An 18,556-nucleotide genomic window follows, 5' to 3' on the forward strand; every position below is an offset into this window, starting at 1 on the left:
ACCACAGCTGCCCCCCTTGTTGGGCGGGCCGGGGCCCCCCCTCCTCATGGACCTCGGACGTAGCGTGCAGCTGCCGGCCAGCGGCCGGCACTACCGCTCTCCATCGAGTTCCGGGTAGTGGCGGAAGATGCCGTTGGTGTTGAACGGCAATCGCCGTTCCGAGTCCAGATAGGAGGCAATGTTGGGTCGTTTCGCCACCCGCTCCTGCAGCGCGCGCAGCAGGGGCAGGGTCGGTTCCAGTGCCTGCATGCGGCGTGGGAACATGTAGTTCAGCCCGCTCAGCAGCTGGAACAGCGACAGATCCACATACGAGTGCTCGCGCAGTGCATGGCGGCCACCGTTGGCCGCCAGCACCTGCTCGAAGTAGCTGAGGAACTTCGGTAGCCGTTCGCTGCGCAGCGACGCGGCACGTGCCTTGGCCTCGGTCTTCTGCTCTTCGTAGTACTTCGATGCAGCGATCGGATGGTGGGTGTCATGCACCTCGGCCACCAGGTCGGCGATGGTCAGCTGCAACTGCAGCGCCTGCATCCGCCGCGAGGCTGCCTGTGGCACCAGGTCCAGCGTCGGGCCCAGGAAATCCAGGATTGCCGCGACCTGCGCGATGACCTGGCGACCGGCCTTCAGGAACGGCGGCGCGAAGGGCTGCGCACCTTCACTGCTGCCATCGAGAAACGGCTGCATCACTGCATCGCCGTGCACCCGCGCCATGTCGATGTAGTCGGCACCGGCATCTTCCAGTGCCAGACGCACGAACTCGCCACGGCCCTGGATGCCGGTCCAGTAATACAGCGCGTACTGCATGGCAGTGTCTCCACGGGACAGGATGCATAGCGTCGCGCTGGTCGCGCAAAGCGGGCGTGAGTGCAATGCCTACCTGGCGTTGGATGTCGGAGTGTTCAGGCCGATGGCGCGACGGTGATGATGTCGTGCTCATTGACGCTGCCAGCCAGCGTGTAGCGATATCCCTTGGCCAGGACTTCAACGTAGCTGTCATGTGCGGCAAGGATGAAAAGCTGCAGGTCGTGGACATTGCGGGGATCGTAGTGCGCGAGCAGTGCCGCCAGGCCAGGATCGTGGATGACCCGGTAGAAGCCGGGGAAAGGGCAGAGACCGGTTTGCCGCCAGTGCGCGGTTTCATCGGCTGGTCCGGTTTCCTCGAAGATCTCGCCGTGGCGCATCTCGTGAAAATTTCCGCCCCGGCAACGCGCTTCATGGACAAGTTCGAAATCCACCTGCAGTGAGCGGTAACGCATGCCCGGCTGCGCTGCATAGTCCTCCAGCGTCTGTGCCTCCACGTTCACCTGTGCGCTCGCGTTCTGCTCTCGATACACCAGTGTCAGGTCGAGCGTGCTGATGCGGAAAGGCACCGGTTCCGGGCGAAGCTCCATGGGTCGTTCGTCGAAGGGGCTGGACTGCTCATTGGGCCGCCCGTCGCACTGCGCTGTCAACGCGTTTCCCGAACCTTACCGGAACGGGTGGGGAACCCACGGAAATCAGCCGGGTCACACCTTGTCCATGCGTGTGAGAACGAGGTGCTGCATCATGCAGAGTGGAAAAGCGGCTTGGCCCTGGGTGTTGGGCGTGGTGGTGATCGGTGGCGCGGGCGGTTGGCTGTTCCGCGATCAGCTGAAGAGCCTGGCAGACGGTGTTTCGGTGCCGGTGCAATCGCCCCCCGCCAGTACCGGCACACCGCCACAACCGAAGGCGGCTGCGGAACCCGCTCCAACACCACCCCCGATCAGGCATCCGCTGGATACCGAGGCCGCCGCCGACCCGGCACTGCCGAAGCTGGCTGACAGCGATGCCGCTGCCTGGGGCGCGCTGAGCCAGCTGTTCCAGGGCGAGGGCCCGCTGACCCTGCTGTTGCGCGATCATCTGATCCAGCGCCTGGTCACCCAGGTCGACAACCTGGACAAGCCCAGCGTACCACCCACCGCGCTGGCCGCGCGGCCGCTGCCGGGCAACCTGCAGGTCGAGGCGGGTGAGGGCGGCGAACGCATCGCCGCAGCCAATGCGGCGCGCTATGCGCCCTACGTGCAGGCCTTCACCGCGCTGGACCCGGCGGCAACGGCCACGGCCTACAAGCGCTTCTATCCACTGATCCAGCAGGCCTATGTGGACCTGGGCCGGCCCGACGGGTACTTCAATGATCGCCTGGTCGCGGTGATCGACCACCTGCTGGACACCCCGGAACTGGCCCAGCCGCCGCTGGTGCAGCGCGACGAACGGGGCCGCTATCGCTTCGTCGATCCCACCCTGCAGTCACGCTCGATCGGGCAGAAGGCCCTGCTGCGCATGGACCCGGCGCAGGCGCGGGCGGTCAAGCAGCAGCTGCGGGCGATCCGCAGCGCGATCACCCGTTGAACCCTTCCACCGCGCGGAACTGATCGGGATCAACGCGCCGACCACACCCGTTCCGGCATGCTGGCCGCAGGCTGACTGGCCTCGGGGTGCAGTCGCAGTCACCCTTGAAACGGGGTGGGGCAACCGCATCTTTCCAGCATCGCCGGCGCGGGCCGGCCCTGATGACCGATGAGGATTCGCAATGCGGATGGACAAGCTCACCTCGCGTTTCCAGCAGGCGCTGGCAGACGCACAGTCGCTGGCCGTAGGCCGCGACAACAGCATCATCGAACCGGTTCACCTGTTCAGCGCGTTGCTGGACCAGCAGGGCGGCAGCACGCGCCCGCTGCTGGCCCAGGCCGGGGTGAACGTGCCGGTGTTGCGCGAGCGCCTGACCGAGGCGCTGGATGCGCTGCCCAAGGTGTCCGGCCAGGCCGGCAACGTTTCGATGGGCAATGACCTGGGGCGTCTGCTCAACCAGACCGACAAGCTGGCCCAGCAGAACGGCGATGCCTTCATCGCCAGCGAGTGGTTCGTGCTGGCGGCGCTGGAAGACAGTGGCACGCTGGGCATGGCGCTGCGCGCCGCCGGCGCCGACAAGACCCGCCTGCAGGCCGCCATCGACAAGCTGCGTGGCGGCGAGAACGTGCAGTCGGAGAATGCCGAGGAACAGCGGCAGGCGCTGGAGAAGTACACCATCGACCTGACCGCGCGCGCCGAGAGCGGCAAGCTCGATCCGGTGATCGGCCGTGACGAGGAAATCCGCCGCACGATCCAGGTGCTGCAGCGCCGGACCAAGAACAATCCGGTGCTGATCGGCGAACCCGGCGTGGGCAAGACCGCCATCGTCGAAGGCCTGGCCCAGCGCATCATCAACGACGAAGTGCCCGAGGGCCTGCGCGGCAAGCGTGTGCTGTCGCTGGACATGGGCGCGCTGATTGCCGGTGCCAAGTTCCGTGGTGAGTTCGAAGAGCGGTTGAAGGGCGTGCTCAACGACCTGGCCAAGAGCGAAGGGCAGATCATCCTGTTCATCGATGAGCTGCATACCATGGTCGGCGCCGGCAAGGCAGACGGCGCGATGGATGCAGGCAACATGCTCAAGCCGGCGTTGGCACGCGGCGAGCTGCACTGCGTGGGCGCCACCACGCTGGATGAGTACCGCAAGTACATCGAAAAGGACGCCGCGCTGGAGCGCCGCTTCCAGAAGGTCTTCGTGGGCGAACCGTCGGTGGAAGACACCATCGCGATCCTGCGCGGGCTGAAGGAAAAGTACGCGGTGCACCACGGCGTTGAGATCACCGACCCGGCCATCGTCGCCGCTGCGACGCTGTCCAACCGCTACATCACCGACCGCCAGCTGCCGGACAAGGCCATCGATCTGATGGACGAGGCGGCCTCGCGCCTGCGCATGGAAATCGACTCCAAGCCGGAGGAGCTGGACCGCCTGGAACGCCGGGTGATCCAGCTGAAGATCCAGCGCGAGATGCTGAAGAAGGAAAAGGACGAGGCCTCGCGGCAGCGCCTGGCCGATCTGGAGAACGACATCGAGGCGCTGGAGCGCGAGTTCTCCGACCTCAATGAAATCTGGAAGTCGGAGAAGGCCGCGCTGCAGGGTGCGACCAAGATCAAGGAGCAGGTCGAGCAGGCCAAGCTGGAGCTGGAAGCCGCGCAGCGCCGCCAGGATTTCGCCAAGATGAGCGAGATCCAGTACGGCCTGCTGCCGCAGCTGGAAAAACAGCTGGCCGCCGCGCAGGAAGCCGAACACAGGGACTTCAAGCTGGTGCAGGACCGGGTCACCGACGAGGAGATCGCCGAGGTCGTGTCGCGCTGGACCGGCATTCCGGTCAACAAGATGCTCGAAGGTGAGCGCGACAAGCTGCTGCGGATGGAAGAGGTGCTGCACAACCGCGTGGTCGGCCAGGAGGAAGCGATCAAGGTCGTCTCCGATGCCGTGCGCCGTTCGCGTGCGGGCCTGTCCGATCCGAATCGCCCGGCCGGTTCGTTCCTGTTCCTCGGCCCGACCGGCGTTGGCAAGACCGAGCTGTGCAAGTCGCTGGCCGAGTTCCTGTTCGACAGTGCCGACGCGATGATCCGCATCGACATGAGCGAGTTCATGGAGAAGCACAGCGTCGCCCGCCTGATCGGTGCGCCCCCGGGCTACGTTGGTTACGAGGAGGGTGGCTACCTGACCGAGGCCGTGCGTCGCCGTCCGTATTCGTTGATCCTGCTGGACGAAGTGGAGAAGGCGCATCCGGATGTGTTCAACATCCTGCTGCAGGTGCTGGACGATGGCCGCCTGACCGATGGCCAGGGCCGCACCGTGGACTTCCGCAACACCGTCATCGTGATGACCTCGAACCTGGGCTCGCACCAGATCCAGGACATGAGCGCTGATGACAGCCCGGAGGCCCACACGCAGATGAAGGCGGCGGTAATGGGCGTGGTGCAGGCGCACTTCCGCCCGGAGTTCATCAACCGCCTGGACGACATCGTGGTGTTCCACCCGCTGGACAAGCAGCAGATCAAGCAGATCGCGCGTATCCAGATGCGTGGGCTGGAAAAGCGCCTGGCCGAACGTGGTTTGAAGCTGCTGGTGTCCGATGCAGCGTTCGACCTGCTCGGCAACGTTGGTTTCGATCCGGTGTATGGCGCACGTCCGTTGAAGCGCGCGATCCAGGCGCAGCTGGAGAACCCGCTGGCGCAGAAGATCCTGTCCGGCGCCTTCGTCAACGGCGACATCATCGAAGTCGGCAACGACGGCGGACATCTGGTATTCGCAAAGGCGTGATTCACACGGGGCGCTGCCTGACCGCGGCGCCCCGTTTCCTGCGAAGTACGCCGGGCCATGCCCGGCGCTCACTCAGAAGCGGTGCGTATAGCCGCTCATCAAGCCGAACTGGTTCGCCTTCTGCGCGATCGGGCTGTCGGCCGCATCGCCGAGCAGGCGCGTGCCTTCGGCCGAGATGTACCAGTTGCCATTGCGGCCCACGCGGTGGCTCCATTTCAGGCCAAGACCGGCGCTGACCAGCCCAGCCTTCGGCGTGTGCTGGGCAAAGCCGGTGCGCGCCGCCTGTTCCGGGCTGACGCCGTACCAGGTCTGCATGTAACCGCGATTGCCGTAGTCGGTGGAAACACTGCCGCTGACCACGCCACCGGCCAGGTCGAACAGCGGCATGCTCAGATTCAGATGGATCTGCTGGGTAGCCAGGCCGTTCTCGGCCTTGTCCTCGTCCTTGCGGGTGAACTGCCAGGAGCCGCTCAGCACGGCTTCGCCCAGCGTATAACCAGCGGTGAGACCGACCAGGGGACGGGTATCGATATCACCCATGCCGCGCAGGAAGTCCGAACCGCCGAGCAGGGAGTCCTTGTCGCGGCGGATGCCGCTGGCGCCGATGTAGGCACGCACGCGGGTGTGCTCGCCAATGGACGTGCCCCAACCGATGCCACTGGTGCCCAGAAACCATCCCCCCGGCGAGGTGACATCGAACGACAGCGACGGCGTCGCGCGGTATTCCTCGCTGCCGCTGTAGCGCGGCGTCACGCCACCACCAGCGGCGAGCTCGAAGGTCCAGTGGTCATCCTTGGCGTGGGCGATCGGCGCGGCGAACAGCGGCAGCAGGGCCAGGCAGAGCAGGGTGGGGGAACGGCGAAGCTGGGACATGGAATCTCTCGACAATGGGAGGAAAGCAGCGCGCGCATCCGGCGAGTGCTGCAGGGTCGCCAGCGTGGCGATATGCCGGCGACCGATCCCTCCGCAGTTGTGCGGGAGTTGTAATCAACTGTAATGGCGCCCGTGGACGTTCAGCTGGCAGCCAGCGGCCAGTGCATTTCCAGGCGCGCGCCACCCAGCGTGGCGCGGCTGATGCGCAGCTCGCCACCGTGGCGGGCTGCAATGCGGCTGACGATGGCCAGGCCCAGCCCGAAGCCGCCGGTATCGCGGCTGCGGCTGTCATCCAGGCGGGTGAACGGGCGCATCACTTTTTCGTGGTCGGCCTCGGCGATGCCCGGGCCGTCGTCATCCACGCGCAGGCACGCGCGGCCGCCGACACCGACCAGCGACACTTCCACCTGCGAACGCGCGTGGCGCAGCGCATTGCCCACCAGATTGCTCAGCGCCAGCTGCAGCAGCCGCGGTTCGGCATCCACCCGCGGCAACGCACTGGGCTGCACGCGCAGGACCACGCCGGCTCGTTCGGCATCACGGCGTGCATCGGCCAGGCAGGCCTGCAGCCAGTCGTTGGCTTCAATGCGCTGCATCGGCTCGCCTTCGCCGGGATGCTCCAGACGCTCATAGGCCAGCAGTTCGCTGACCAGCCGGTTGAGTTCGGCCAGGTCGCCGTGCAGCCCCTGTGCCAGCCGTGTACGGCGTTCGTGATCGTCGCTGTCCTGCATCAGGTCCAGGCCGAAGGCCACGCGCGCGATGGGCGTGCGCAGTTCGTGCGATATGGCATGGGTGAGGTCGCGCTGGCGCTGGACCAGTTCGGCCACGCGTGCGGCCATGCGGTTGGAATGGTCGACGATGACGCGTATCTGCGAGCGTGGCGAAACCTGCGCGCGCGCCTGCAGATCGCCGGCACCGATGCGATCGGCGTGCACGCGCAGCGCGTCCAGATCGCGCCAGAGCAGGCGCACCCAGGCGTACAGGCACAGCCCGAACAGGGCCAGCATCACCGAATAGGCGATCAGGGTGAGATAGAGGGTCATCGACGGCTCGCCTGGCAGATGCAGGCGCAGCCAGGGGCCATCGGGATGCAGTGGATCAAGCGGCGCCAGTACGATCTCGAACTTCTGCCGGGAAATGAGCCCGTTGCGCTGCAGCTGTTCCTGTTCGCCGGCCGCGAGGGCCGGTGCTGACGGCAGCAGAGCCAATGCGATGCCATAGTGGGGTTGCCATTGCGCCAGCTGATCCTGCTGGGCGGCGGAGTCCTTTCCGTCCAACCCCTGCCGCAATGCATACAACTGGCCGCGCACCTGCTCTGCGAACACACGCTGCTGGAACGGCAGGTAGATGCGATCGAAGATCACGTTGATCAGCAGCAGGGTGATCAGGAAGCTCGCGCCGACCACCAGCCACAGGCGCAGAAACAGCCGCTTCATGCCGACCAGGACGAGGGATTGAACTGGTAGCCGCGGCCCCACACCGTCTTGATCCGCCGCGGTTCGCGCGCGTCATCGCCCAGCTTGCGGCGAAGCTTGCCGATGCTGACATCGACACTGCGGTCCAGCCCGTCGAAGCCGATGCCGCGCACCGCCTGCAGGATCTGGTCACGCGAGAGAATCTGCCCCGGCTGGCTGGCCAGCAGCCACAGGATCTCGAATTCGGTGGTGCCCATGTCCACCGGCTGGCCGTGCAGATGCACCTCGCGCTGCATGCGGTCGATCAGCAGCTCGCCGTGCATGAGGCGGCAGGGGCTGCCGGTGTTGCTGCTGCCATGGCGGCGGCGCAGCAGGGCGCGCAGGCGGGCCAGCAGCAGGCGCGGCTCGATCGGCTTGTGCACATAGTCGTCGGCGCCCGATTCCAGGCCGAGCACCTGTTCGATGTCGTCCTCGCAGGCCGTCAGCATCAGGATCGGCACATCGGAGAAGCTGCGGATCTGCCGGCACACATCGATGCCGCCAAGGCCGGGCAGCATCAGGTCCAGCACCACCAGTTCCGGCGCGTGCTGGCGGCAGGCCGCACCGGCGAGGTCGCCACGGGCCACATGCTGCACGGCGAAGCCATGTTCGTGCAGGTAGTCGCTGACCAGTTCGGCCAGGCGGCGGTCGTCCTCCACCAGCAGCACCGGGGTCGGCGAGCCGCAGGCGGCGGGTGTCCAGGGGGATGACTGCATGCGCTTGGGCCTCCGTGCCCGGGCAGGAGCGCCCGGCGGCGAAGCCTAGCAACGGCCCATGACGGCTGCCTGAATCGCGGCCAACCTGATAACCGGTGGTACTGGCGTCATCGCCAGCAGCTTTCAACGCGTGGTTCTGGCTGGCCTATGGTGGCGGTTTCCCCGGATGGAGCCTGGCGCAATGAGCGACCCGCAGTGGCAACTGGAAACCCTGGCCGTGCATGGCGGCTACCGTCCCGACCCGACCACCCGCGCGGTGGCGGTGCCGATCTACCAGACGGTGGCGTATGCCTTCGATGACACCCAGCACGGCGCCGATCTGTTCGACCTGAAGGTGCCCGGCAACATCTACACCCGCATCATGAACCCCACCACCGACGTGCTGGAACAGCGCCTGGCCGCGCTGGAGGGGGGCATCGGCGCGCTGGCACTGGCCTCGGGGCAGGCGGCGATCACCTATGCCATCCAGACCATTGCCGAGGCCGGTGACAACATCGTTGCCTCCAGTGCGCTGTATGGCGGCAGCCTCAACCTGCTGGCGCACACGCTGCCGCAGTACGGCATCCAGGCGCGCTTCGCCGACCCGGCCGATCCGTCCGCCTTCGCCGCGCTGATCGACGAACGCACCAAGGCGGTGTTCGTCGAATCGATCGGCAACCCGCGTGGCAACGTCACCGACATCGCGGCGATTGCCGAGGTCGCGCATGCCGCCGGCGTGCCGCTGATTGTCGACAACACCGTGGCCACGCCGTTCCTGCTGCGCCCGTTCGAGCACGGCGCCGACATCGTGGTGCATTCGCTGACCAAGTACCTCGGCGGCCACGGCAACAGCCTCGGCGGCGCGATCGTCGATTCCGGCCGCTTCGACTGGGCTGCACAACCCCAGCGCTTCGCACGGCTCAACCAGCCCGACCCCAGCTATCACGGCGTGGTCTATACCGAAGCGCTGGGGCCGGCGGCCTACATCGGCCGCGCGCGGGTGGTGCCGCTGCGCAATACCGGCGCGGCGCTGTCGCCGTTCAATGCGTTCCTGATCCTGCAGGGCATTGAAACCCTGGCGCTGCGCATGGAGCGCATCAACGCCAACGCGCTGGCTGTCGCGCAGTTTCTGAAGTCACACGCAAAGGTGGCCTGGGTGCGCTACGCCGGGTTGGCCGACGACCCCGAGCACGCCGCCGCGCAGCGCTACCTGGGCGGGCACGGCTCGGGCGTACTGACCTTCGGCCTGCCGGGCGGCCGTGAAGCCGGCGCACGTTTCCTCGATGCGCTGAAGCTGTTCACCCGCCTGGTCAACCTGGGCGATGCAAAATCGCTGGCCACCCATCCGGCCTCGACCACCCACCGCCAGCTGGATGCCGCCGAACTGGCCAAGGCCGGCGTCAGCGAGGACACCGTGCGGCTGTCGATCGGCATCGAGCATATCGGCGACCTGCGTGCCGACCTGGAGCAGGCCCTGGCTGGCGCCTGATAGCCGCACGCTTGGTCGTCATCGCCACAGGCGATCACCACCGGCACCGCGATGCGCTACGGTGGAACTGCCTCTCCAAGGCATGGCAACGTGGCGATCCAGATCCCCGGTCGATGCGGGTCGACCGGGGATTTTTTTGTTTCCGGGGTCAGATGCACCGCCGTGTCGACCAAGGTCGACACCTACCAACAGCCGCAGGAAATTGTCGAAGGCAGGGTGGGCCCGGTTGCAGGGGCGTGAGCGCCATGGATGGCGCGACCGAGCCTCCATGGACGGATTCACGGCGTCCCCTGCAACCGGACCCACCCCGCCATCCCACGGAATGCCAGCTTTTGCTTTTGTCGTTGCCGTTGCTTCAGCAGGTGCAGGGCTGCAAGCCCTGCCGCACCCACACTCCTCACACCACCGGAATACTGTGCTGTCCCAGCCCGCGATACGGCGGCGTGGCCATCACCATCTCGGCCAGCGAGTACGCCAGCTCACGCTCGGCCATCACCGTGCCATCCGCACCGTGCTCCAACAGATGCTTCACCTCTGCATCGCTGTGTGCTCGCGCCAGCAGGGTCAGATCCGGATTGATCGCACGCAGCTTGGCCAGCGCCTCACCGGCTTCCAGCGGCTGAGGAATCGCCAGCACCGCAATCTTCGCGCGTTCCGGATGCGCTTCGGCCAGCACGCGGTCGGCAGCGGCACTACCACGGATCGCCGCCAGGCCCTTGGCGTGCGCCTGTTCGACGTGCTCCTTGTTGTCATCGATCACCAGCACCGGCACGCCACGATCGCGCAGCACCTGCGCCAGCTCGCTGCCGACCCGGCCGTAACCAATGACGATGGCATGGTCATGCAGGTCACGCGAGGGACCGGTGGCCTCTTCCGGCTCGGCGGCCTGGGGCGACTGCTCCTGCTTGGCCTGCCAACGGTCGAGCAGGCCGAATACCAGCGGGTTGAGCATGATCGACACCAGCGCACCGGCCAGGACCAGCGACTGGCCTTCCTTCGGCAGGATCTGCAGCGCCACGCCGAGGCCGGCGATGATGAAGGCGAACTCGCCGATCTGCGCCAGGCTGGCAGAGATGGTCAGCGCAGTGCTGGTCGGGTGCCCGAACGCGCGCACGATGAAGAACGCGGCGGCCGATTTGCCGAACATGATGATCAGCACGGTGGCCAGCACCTGCCACGGGTGCTGGATGAGGATGTTCGGGTCGAACAGCATGCCGACCGAGACGAAGAACAGCACTGCGAACGCATCACGCAGCGGCAGCGAATCGTGTGCGGCCTTGTGGCTCAGTTCCGATTCGTTGAGCAGCATGCCGGCGAAGAACGCGCCCAGTGCGAACGAGACGCCGAACAACATGGCCGAGCCGAACGCCACGCCCAGCGCGATCGCCAGCACCGACAGGGTGAACAGTTCGCGCGAACCGGTGCCGGCGATACGTTCGAGGATCCACGGGATGACCCGGCGCCCGACCACCAGCATCACCGCCACGAACAGGCCCAGCTGCACGAAGGTCCAGCCGATGTCGGCCAGCACGCTGCCCAGCGAGTGCGATTCCTTGGCCGCATCGGGGCCGAACACACCGGCCATCACCGGCATCATCACCAGCGCCAGCACACAGGCCAGGTCTTCCACGATCAGCCAGCCGACCGCGATCTTGCCGCGCATGGTTTCCAGCAGGCGGCGCTCCTCCATCGCCCGCAACAGCACCACGGTACTGGCGGTGGCCAGCGAGAAACCGAAGATGACGCCATGCAGGGCTGGCCAGCCCATCAGCGAGGCCACGCCCCAGCCGAGCAGGGTAGCGACCGCGATCTGGCCGATGGCACCGGGGATGGCGATGGCCTTGACCGCCATCAGGTCCTTCAGCGAGAAGTGCAGGCCGACGCCGAACATCAGCAGCATCACGCCCAGCTCGGCCAGCTGGTTGGCCAGCGCCTGGTCGGCGACGAAGCCGGGGGTGAACGGGCCTACGCAGATGCCAGCAACCAGGTAACCGACCAAGGGAGACAAGCGGAGCTTGTTGGCCAGCGCGCCGAAGATGAAGGCGAGCCCGAGGCCAACGGCAACGATGTTGATCAGGTCGGTGTCATGGTGCATCGGCACTCGCAGAAAAACGGGGGTATCCCGATTTTCACCGATGACGCCAGATACGGCAAACCTTAAATGCGAATGGGGTCAGATCCCTCTCCCGCAGGAAAAGGGATCTGACCCCACCGGGGAGTTGCCGGCCAGCGGCCGGCACTACCGCTTACCAGGTGTACTTGACCCGGCCGTATACGTACGCGCCGTTGAAGCCGAACGGCGAGTAGTTGCTGTACGGCAGCATGCCGAAGGTGGAGTTCTGCAGGTCTTCGGTGCGGTCCGGGTACTTGTCCAGCAGGTTGTCGGCGCCCACGGTCAGGGTCCAGTTGCTGCTCGGCTTGTAGCTGGCCGAGGCATCCACCACCCAGGCGTCGCCATAGGTCTGGTCGCGCAGTGCGGTGGCCGAGTTGCGCACGGTGAACTTACCGTAGCGGGTCGCGGCCAGGCCCAGTTCCCAGTGGTCCGAACGCCAGGTGCCGCTCAGGATCGCCTTGTCGCGCGGATAGCTGTCCTCGATGCGGCCGATCTCATCGCGGCCGATCAGCGACTGGGTCAGGCCCAGCGTGCCGAACACCGCCGGGGTGCCGCCGACGCGGCGCACTTCGGTGTCGTTGTAGCTGTACGCGGCGGTCAGTTCCAGGCTGCTGGCGCTGAAGGGCACCGTGTAGCTGGACACGAAATCGACACCGCGGGTGCGCGTATCCAGGCCGTTGGTGAAGTACGAGAACGCGGTCACCTGCGGCAGGCCCAGCGTGCCCAGCAGCGCGCTGGTGGCGGTGTTGGTGGTGATGCTGGACGACAATGCGATGCGGTCATCGATGTCGATCTGGTAGGCGTCGACGGTGATGTACAGGCGGTCGACCGGCTGCAGCACCAGGCCCAGGCTGTAGGAGGTGGAGGTCTCGGCCTTCAGCGGCGAGGCGCCCAGCGCCTGCGCAGCCGGGCTGGTGGTCGGGAAGGTGCCGCGCTCGACGAACACGCCGTTGAGGAACTGGCTGGTGACCGCCTGGTAGCCCTGCTGCGCCAGCGACGGCGCACGGAAGCCGCTGGACGCGGTGGCCCGCAGCGCAACCTTGTCGGTGAACGCGTAGCGCGCCGACAGCTTGCCGGAGAAGCGGTCGCCGAAGTCCGAGTAATCCTCGTAGCGGCCGGTGATGCCGGCCGAGAACTTCTCGGTCAGGTCCGCTTCCAGACCCGCATAGACCGCGTAGTTGTGGCGGTCGGCATGCACTTCATTGGTGGGGGTGAAGCCACCGAAGCCCTGCGCGCCACTGCCGGTGTACGAGTTCAGCTCGCCCGGCTTCTGGTCCCACTTCTCCTTGCGGTATTCACCACCGAAGGACAGCGTGACCGGGTAGGCCAGGCCCCAGTCCAGCGACTTGGTCAGGTCGGCGTTGAAGATGTCCTGCTGGTACTTCAGCGTGCCGTCGTAGAACGAGCGCGGGCTGGTTGCGCCGAGGCTGTAGTTGATGCTGTTGCGGGTGTGGAAGTCGAGGGTGTTCTCGCCGTGGTTCAGGCTCAGGTCCCAGGTCCAGCCGTTGCCGGTGTTGCCCTTGACCCCGGCCACCAGCGAGCGGTCCTTGGAGTACTGGTTGATCTCCGGCACGAAGCCGTCCGGGTAGGTCTGCGCCAGCAGCGCGCTCTGCCCGCTGTGGTTGCGCGAGCGGTAGAACGCGAACGAGGTGATGTCGCGGTTGCTGAGCAGCGCGCTGGCGTAGCCGGTCACGCGGTCGCTGAAATCGAAACTGGCGTTGACCGAAGCCGCAGTCGCATCCACGCGCGGGTCGCCGACGATGAAGGTCTTCTGGCCGATGCTCGGGAAGTTGCCGGTGTTCGGGGTGGTGCCGCGGTACGGGCCGGCGCGGTTGCTTTCGTCCTGCTGGCTGATCTGGCCGGCCACGTGCACGCGGCCACGGCCGTTGCCGAACTCGACGCCAGTATCGCCGGAGAGCTGGTACTTGTTGCCGTCACCGGCCGAGTACTGGCCGTAGTCCACCGCCAGGCTGCCGCCACTGCCGCTGCCCTTGAGCACGATGTTGATGACGCCGGCGATGGCGTCCGAGCCGTACTGCGCCGACGCACCGTCGCGCAGCACTTCCACGCGTTCGATGGCGGCGATCGGGATCGCATTGATGTCCACTGCCGACGAACCACGGCCGATGCTGCCGTTGACGTTGATCATCGCCGAGGTGTGGCGGCGCTTGCCGTCGACCAGCACCAGCACCTGGTCCGGTGACAGGCCGCGCAGCTGCGCCGGGCGCACGCCGCTGGTGCCATCGGTCAGCGCCGGGCGCGGGAAGTTCAGCGAGGGCAGGGCACGCGACAGGGCGGTGGCCAGCTCGCTGGTGCCGGTGGACTGCAGGGCTTCTGGGGTGATGATGTCGATCGGCGACTGCGATTCGGCCACCGTGCGGTCGGCCACGCGGGTGCCGGTGACGATCACCGTGTCCAGGGTGTTGGCGGCGGTGCCGGCCTGCTGGGCAGCGGCAACGAACGGAGAGCCACCGAGTGCGACAGCGACGGCGGCGGCGATCAGGCTGGTCTTGCGGGTCATCGGGACGGAGCTCCGGTTGGCGGGGGCGGCACCGGAATCGACATCACGGGGGTGAGGCGGACGGCGGTTGTTGCGGTGCGCAAAGCAGGAATTAACGGGATATTCAGTGCGTGTCAAATGCCGGTCATCGGAAAAAACGTTGCAGCAGCAACCATTTAGCCCGGATCGGCACTGGCGGGGGAGGGAGCCCGGGACGCGCGCGGCAAGGACGTGGGAGAGAGGAACGCCGGCCGCCGCGCATCCCGGGACGCGTCAAGTATTCGTTAACGCTAGAATTGCGTCGCAGGAACAGTGCTCACCAGCACATTCCATCTGGTTATATGGACGCCTCCCCCGATGATTTCCCTTCGTAATTTCGCCTTGCGCCGCGGCGAGCGGCTGCTGTTGTCCAATGTCGACCTGACCCTGCACGCCGGTTACCGGGTGGGTGTGGTCGGCCGCAACGGTGCTGGCAAGTCCAGCCTGTTCGCGGCGGTGAAGGGCGAGCTGGAGGCGGACAAGGGCGATGTCGATCTGCCCGGCAAGGTGCGCATCGCCAGCGTCGCCCAGGAAACCCCGTCGCTGCCCGACCCGGCGCTGAGCTTCGTGCTGGGCGGTGACATCGAGGTGGCCGCAGTGCTGGCCGCCGAGGCCGAGGCGACCGCCCGTGAAGACTGGGAAGCGGTGGCCGAGGCGCACACGAAGATGGCCGAGCTCAATGCCTACGACGCCGAAGCGCGCGCCGGCAAGCTGCTGCACGGCCTCGGTTTCCCGGCAGAGACCCACCACCGCGCGGTGTCCTCGTTCTCCGGCGGCTGGCGCGTGCGCCTGAACCTGGCCCGCGCGCTGATGATGCCAAGCGACCTGCTGCTGCTGGACGAACCGACCAACCACCTGGATCTGGACGCGGTGTACTGGCTGGAGCAGTGGCTGCTGAAGTATCCGGGCACCCTGCTGCTGATCTCGCATGACCGCGAGTTCCTCGACAACGTGGCCACCCACACCCTGCACCTGCACGGTGGCGGCGCCAAGCTCTATCCGGGCGGCTACACCGACTTCGAGCGCCAGCGCGCCGAACAGCTGCGCCAGCAGCAGATCGCGCACGAGAAGGAACAGGCCGAGCGTGCCCACCTGCAGAGCTTCATCGACCGCTTCAAGGCGCAGGCCAGCAAGGCCGCGCAGGCGCAGAGCCGCATGAAGCGCCTGGCCAAGCTGGCCGGCACCGAAGCGGTGCGTGCCGAGCGCGAATTCCGCATCGAGTTCGCGCCGCCGGCCAAGCTGCCGTTCTCGCTGATCCGCCTGAACCACGTCGAGGCTGGCTATGGTAAGGACGCGGTGATCCTGCACAACGTCGGCTTCGGCCTGGAAGCGGGCCAGCGCATCGGCCTGCTCGGCCCCAACGGTGCCGGTAAGACCACCCTGGTGAAGACCCTGGTGGGCGAGCTGGCGCCGATCGTCGGCGAGCGCATGGCGCACCCGGACCTGAAGATCGGCTACTTCGCCCAGCACACGGTGGAGTCGCTGCACGAAGGCCAGTCGCCGATGGAGCATTTCCGCGAGATCGCGCCGGACGCACCGAACCAGTCGTTCCGCGATTTCCTTGGCAAGTGGAACTTCCCGGGCGACCGCGCGTTCGAGCCGGTCGATGGTTTCTCCGGCGGCGAGCGCGCGCGCCTGGCGCTGGCGCTGATCGCCTGGCAGCAGCCGAATGTGCTGCTGCTGGACGAACCGACCAACCACCTTGACCTGGAAATGCGCGAAGCGCTGGCTGAGGCACTGGCCACCTTCGAAGGCGCGATCGTGATGGTCTCGCATGACCGCCATCTGATCGGCCTGGTCTGCGATACCTACTGGCGCGTGGCCGATGGCGTGGTCGAGCCGTTCGACGGCGACCTCGACGCCTACGCGGCCTGGCTGCGCACCCGTCCGCAGGCGCAGGGCACCAAGGCGCGCATGGAACAGGTGGAAGAGCCGGTGGTGGTCAAGACCGCGCCGGTGGCTCAGGTGGTGCAGAAGAAGCCGGTGAACCCGCACAAGCTGGCCGCCGCCGAAGCCAAGGTGGCCGAACTGGAAAGCGCCCTGGCCGAGCTGGACCGCCAGCTGGCCGACCCGGCCAACTACGCCGATGTCACCCGCATGGCGGTGATCGGCCGTGACCGCGAAACCGCTGCCGCCCAGCTGGAAAAAGCCGAAGCCGCGTGGATGGAACTGCTGGAGTCCTGATCACGCAAAAAAGGGGACGGAGGGGATTAAGTCGTTTGTGGCACAAACGACTTAATCCCCTCCGTCCCCTTTTTCATCCCTGCGCCTGCAGCCATTCGCGGAACCGCTTCGCCGGCTCACGCTCGGCACGCGAGCGCAGTCGCGTGAGCCAGTAGCGCCCCAGCTCCAGCGTGGTGCTGAATGGCTGCAGCAGGCGACCCTCGGCCAGCTCCTGCTCGAACATGCGCAGCGGCAGCAGCGCCACGCCGGCACCGCCGACCGCGGCCATCGCCACCGTCAACGACGAATCGAACACCGGCCCGCGGGCTTCCACGCCACTCACTCCTGCCGCCTGCAGCCAGCGCGGCCATTCGTCGCTGCGGTAGGAGCGCAGCAGGGGCAGGGTGCCCAGGTCGCGTGGCTGTTTGAGCCGCCGCGCCAATGCTGGTGCGCACAGCGGTGCAAACGGCGCGTCGAGGATCGCTGTGCAGGCCTGGCCCTGCCAGTCGCCATCACCGAAGCGGATCGCCAGGTCCAGGCCCTCGCCGGCCAGATCGATGCGGTTGTTGTGGGTCTGCAGTCGCAGCTCGATGTCCGGGTGTGCGGCCTCGAACGCAGCCAGCCGTGGCAGCAGCCAACCGGTGGCGAAGGTGCCGACCACGCCCAGAGTCAGTACTTCACGGGCCGGGCCACCGGTGTAGCGCGCGATGCTGGCCGAGATGCGCTCGAACGATTCGTTGAGCACCGGATACAGCGCCGCGCCCTCCTCGGTGAGCGCCACGCCGCGCGGCAGGCGATGGAACAGGCGGATGCCGAGCCGGTCCTCCAGCCCGCGGATCTGGTGGCTCAGCGCGGCCTGGCTGACGCACAACTCCAGCGCGGCACGGGTGAAGTTCTGGTGGCGTGCGGCCGCCTCGAAGGCACGCAGCGCGTTCAGCGGCAGGGTAGGGTGCAGCATCAGAGTAGTCGTGAGTCAGGGTGATGGCTGATCCTACCTTCCCAGTAGCCAGTTCAGAAGAATTAAAGGGTTGATTGCGACAGGCATTAATCCAGCTAATGCCTTCCGCTGATTTTTCGCGCTGGTCGCCTGCGTGCGAGGCTTCAATAATCGGGCGGTCCCCCAGGAGAACCCGCATGCTCGCCCGTCGCCGATTCCTGCAGTTCAGTGGTGCTGCCGTTGCTTCCTCGCTTGCCCTGCCGTTGCTGGCCCGTGCGGCGGGCAAGACCGCCGCCAGTGCACCGACCGATGCCGCCCTCACCGTCGCCACCGACTTCGCCGCACTGGAAAAGGCCTGTGCCGGCCGCCTCGGCGTGACCCTGCTTGATACCGCCAGCGGCCGCCGCATCGGTCATCGCCAGGACGAGCGTTTCCCGATGTGCAGCACGTTCAAGAGCGTGCTGGCCGCCACCGTGCTCAGCCAGGCCGAGCGCAGGCCCGCGTTGCTGGACACGCGCGTGCCGGTGCGCGATGCCGACCTGCTCTCGCACGCGCCGGTCACCCGCCGCCACGCCGGCAAGGACATGACCGTGCGCGATCTGTGCCGTGCCACGATCATCACCAGCGACAACACTGCAGCCAACCTGCTGTTCGGCGTGGTCGGTGGCCCGCCCGCGGTGACTGCGTTCCTGCGCGCGAGCGGTGATGCGGTGAGCCGCAGTGATCGCTTGGAGCCGGAGCTGAACAGCTTTGCCAAGGGCGATCCGCGCGACACCACTACGCCGGCGGCGATGGCTGCGACCCTGCAGCGCGTGGTGCTGGGGGAGGTGCTGCAGCCGGCGTCGCGGCAGCAGCTGGCCGATTGGCTGATCGACAACGAAACCGGCGACGCCTGCCTGCGCGCGGGCCTGGGCAAGCGCTGGCGCGTCGGTGACAAGACCGGCAGCAACGGCGAGGACGCGCGCAACGACATCGCCGTGTTGTGGCCGCTGGCCGGCGGCACGCCCTGGGTGCTGACCGCCTACCTGCAGGCGGGTGCGATCAGCAACGAACAGCGTGCCACGGTGCTGGCGCAGGTAGGCCGCATCGCCGATCGGCTGATCGGTTGAGGTAACCGGGGTCATTCAGAAGTGGCTTGCCGGATCGGTTCGGCGCGCGCATC

General features: G+C 66.8%; 13 protein-coding genes. 5 read left to right on the plus strand and 8 right to left on the minus strand.

Translation table 11 applies throughout. The annotated features are described in order from the left end of the window. Positions 1–90: 90 nt before the first annotated feature. Both V3B48_RS04120 and V3B48_RS04125 read right to left on the minus strand, forming a co-directional pair. Positions 91–801, minus strand: coding sequence for a glutathione S-transferase (locus V3B48_RS04120; protein WP_032128550.1), 711 nt, complete (start codon positions 799–801; stop codon positions 91–93). A gap of 95 nt (positions 802–896) precedes the next feature. After that, positions 897–1,388 carry a hypothetical protein gene (locus V3B48_RS04125; RefSeq protein ID WP_049422957.1) on the minus strand — a complete coding sequence of 164 codons (492 nt, stop codon included), beginning with the start codon at positions 1,386–1,388 and terminating at the stop codon, positions 897–899. A gap of 154 nt (positions 1,389–1,542) precedes the next feature. On the opposite strand from V3B48_RS04125, the gene V3B48_RS04130 reads away from it, so the two are divergent. Next, entirely contained in the window at positions 1,543–2,364 is an 822-nt protein-coding gene (locus V3B48_RS04130) for a DUF3014 domain-containing protein (RefSeq protein WP_329893252.1), read from the plus strand. Between the two features lie 181 nt (positions 2,365–2,545). After that, the gene (gene clpB, locus V3B48_RS04135; protein WP_329893253.1) at positions 2,546–5,131 is read left to right on the plus strand and encodes an ATP-dependent chaperone ClpB; all 2,586 of its coding nucleotides are present in this window, start codon (positions 2,546–2,548) and stop codon (positions 5,129–5,131) included. A 72-nt stretch (positions 5,132–5,203) separates the two neighbouring features. Here the strand turns inward: clpB and V3B48_RS04140 are convergent, their stop codons facing one another. The 3 genes from V3B48_RS04140 to V3B48_RS04150 all read right to left on the minus strand — a co-directional run bounded on the left by V3B48_RS04140 (position 5,204) and on the right by V3B48_RS04150 (position 8,174). Then, positions 5,204–6,004 carry a MipA/OmpV family protein gene (locus tag V3B48_RS04140; RefSeq protein WP_329893254.1) on the minus strand — a complete coding sequence of 267 codons (801 nt, stop codon included), beginning with the start codon at positions 6,002–6,004 and terminating at the stop codon, positions 5,204–5,206. A gap of 140 nt (positions 6,005–6,144) precedes the next feature. Beyond that, a complete protein-coding gene (locus tag V3B48_RS04145) occupies positions 6,145–7,440 on the minus strand; it encodes an ATP-binding protein (RefSeq protein WP_164080389.1) in 1,296 nt (431 codons plus the stop codon). After that, positions 7,437–8,174: a response regulator transcription factor gene (locus V3B48_RS04150; protein ID WP_329893255.1), complete on the minus strand. Its 738-nt coding sequence runs from the start codon at positions 8,172–8,174 to the stop codon at positions 7,437–7,439. Before V3B48_RS04150 ends, V3B48_RS04145 begins: the two co-directional genes overlap by 4 nt. Before the next feature lie 181 nt (positions 8,175–8,355). Between V3B48_RS04150 and V3B48_RS04155 the strand changes: the two genes are divergently transcribed. Further along, complete coding sequence (locus V3B48_RS04155; RefSeq protein WP_032128543.1) at positions 8,356–9,642, plus strand: aminotransferase class V-fold PLP-dependent enzyme; 1,287 nt, start codon at positions 8,356–8,358, stop codon at positions 9,640–9,642. Positions 9,643–10,039: 397 nt separating this feature from the next. On the opposite strand, the gene ybaL is transcribed toward V3B48_RS04155, so the two are convergent. Beyond that, complete coding sequence (ybaL, locus tag V3B48_RS04160; RefSeq protein WP_049461518.1) at positions 10,040–11,737, minus strand: YbaL family putative K(+) efflux transporter; 1,698 nt, start codon at positions 11,735–11,737, stop codon at positions 10,040–10,042. 151 nt (positions 11,738–11,888) lie between these two features. Further along, positions 11,889–14,276: a TonB-dependent receptor gene (locus V3B48_RS04165; RefSeq protein ID WP_197615804.1), complete on the minus strand. Its 2,388-nt coding sequence runs from the start codon at positions 14,274–14,276 to the stop codon at positions 11,889–11,891. 336 nt (positions 14,277–14,612) lie between these two features. Between V3B48_RS04165 and V3B48_RS04170 the strand changes: the two genes are divergently transcribed. Continuing rightward, positions 14,613–16,478 carry an ABC-F family ATP-binding cassette domain-containing protein gene (locus V3B48_RS04170; protein WP_100437656.1) on the plus strand — a complete coding sequence of 622 codons (1,866 nt, stop codon included), beginning with the start codon at positions 14,613–14,615 and terminating at the stop codon, positions 16,476–16,478. 73 nt (positions 16,479–16,551) lie between these two features. On the opposite strand, the gene ampR is transcribed toward V3B48_RS04170, so the two are convergent. Further along, entirely contained in the window at positions 16,552–17,415 is an 864-nt protein-coding gene (gene ampR / locus V3B48_RS04175) for a LysR family transcriptional regulator AmpR (RefSeq protein ID WP_012511908.1), read from the minus strand. A 176-nt stretch (positions 17,416–17,591) separates the two neighbouring features. On the opposite strand from ampR, the gene blaL2 reads away from it, so the two are divergent. Further along, complete coding sequence (gene blaL2, locus V3B48_RS04180) at positions 17,592–18,503, plus strand: L2 family extended-spectrum class A beta-lactamase (RefSeq protein ID WP_329893256.1); 912 nt, start codon at positions 17,592–17,594, stop codon at positions 18,501–18,503. The last annotated feature ends 53 nt before the right edge of the window (positions 18,504–18,556 follow it).

The organism is Stenotrophomonas sp. SMYL20 (assembly GCF_036320045.1).
Lineage (GTDB): Bacteria > Pseudomonadota > Gammaproteobacteria > Xanthomonadales > Xanthomonadaceae > Stenotrophomonas > Stenotrophomonas maltophilia_A.

What these genes read in the sequence shown, in the direction of transcription:
- V3B48_RS04170 (WP_100437656.1), top strand. Translation starts at nt 14,613, where the DNA reads ATGATTTCCCTTCGTAATTTCGCCTTGCGCCGCGGCGAGCGGCTGCTG.
- blaL2 (WP_329893256.1), top strand. Translation starts at nt 17,592, where the DNA reads ATGCTCGCCCGTCGCCGATTCCTGCAGTTCAGTGGTGCTGCCGTTGCT.
- ampR (WP_012511908.1), bottom strand. Translation starts at nt 17,415, where the DNA reads ATGCTGCACCCTACCCTGCCGCTGAACGCGCTGCGTGCCTTCGAGGCG.
- V3B48_RS04165 (WP_197615804.1), bottom strand. Translation starts at nt 14,276, where the DNA reads ATGACCCGCAAGACCAGCCTGATCGCCGCCGCCGTCGCTGTCGCACTC.
- V3B48_RS04120 (WP_032128550.1), bottom strand. Translation starts at nt 801, where the DNA reads ATGCAGTACGCGCTGTATTACTGGACCGGCATCCAGGGCCGTGGCGAG.
- clpB (WP_329893253.1), top strand. Translation starts at nt 2,546, where the DNA reads ATGCGGATGGACAAGCTCACCTCGCGTTTCCAGCAGGCGCTGGCAGAC.
- V3B48_RS04155 (WP_032128543.1), top strand. Translation starts at nt 8,356, where the DNA reads ATGAGCGACCCGCAGTGGCAACTGGAAACCCTGGCCGTGCATGGCGGC.
- V3B48_RS04150 (WP_329893255.1), bottom strand. Translation starts at nt 8,174, where the DNA reads ATGCAGTCATCCCCCTGGACACCCGCCGCCTGCGGCTCGCCGACCCCG.
- V3B48_RS04125 (WP_049422957.1), bottom strand. Translation starts at nt 1,388, where the DNA reads ATGGAGCTTCGCCCGGAACCGGTGCCTTTCCGCATCAGCACGCTCGAC.
- V3B48_RS04130 (WP_329893252.1), top strand. Translation starts at nt 1,543, where the DNA reads ATGCAGAGTGGAAAAGCGGCTTGGCCCTGGGTGTTGGGCGTGGTGGTG.
- ybaL (WP_049461518.1), bottom strand. Translation starts at nt 11,737, where the DNA reads ATGCACCATGACACCGACCTGATCAACATCGTTGCCGTTGGCCTCGGG.
- V3B48_RS04145 (WP_164080389.1), bottom strand. Translation starts at nt 7,440, where the DNA reads ATGAAGCGGCTGTTTCTGCGCCTGTGGCTGGTGGTCGGCGCGAGCTTC.
- V3B48_RS04140 (WP_329893254.1), bottom strand. Translation starts at nt 6,004, where the DNA reads ATGTCCCAGCTTCGCCGTTCCCCCACCCTGCTCTGCCTGGCCCTGCTG.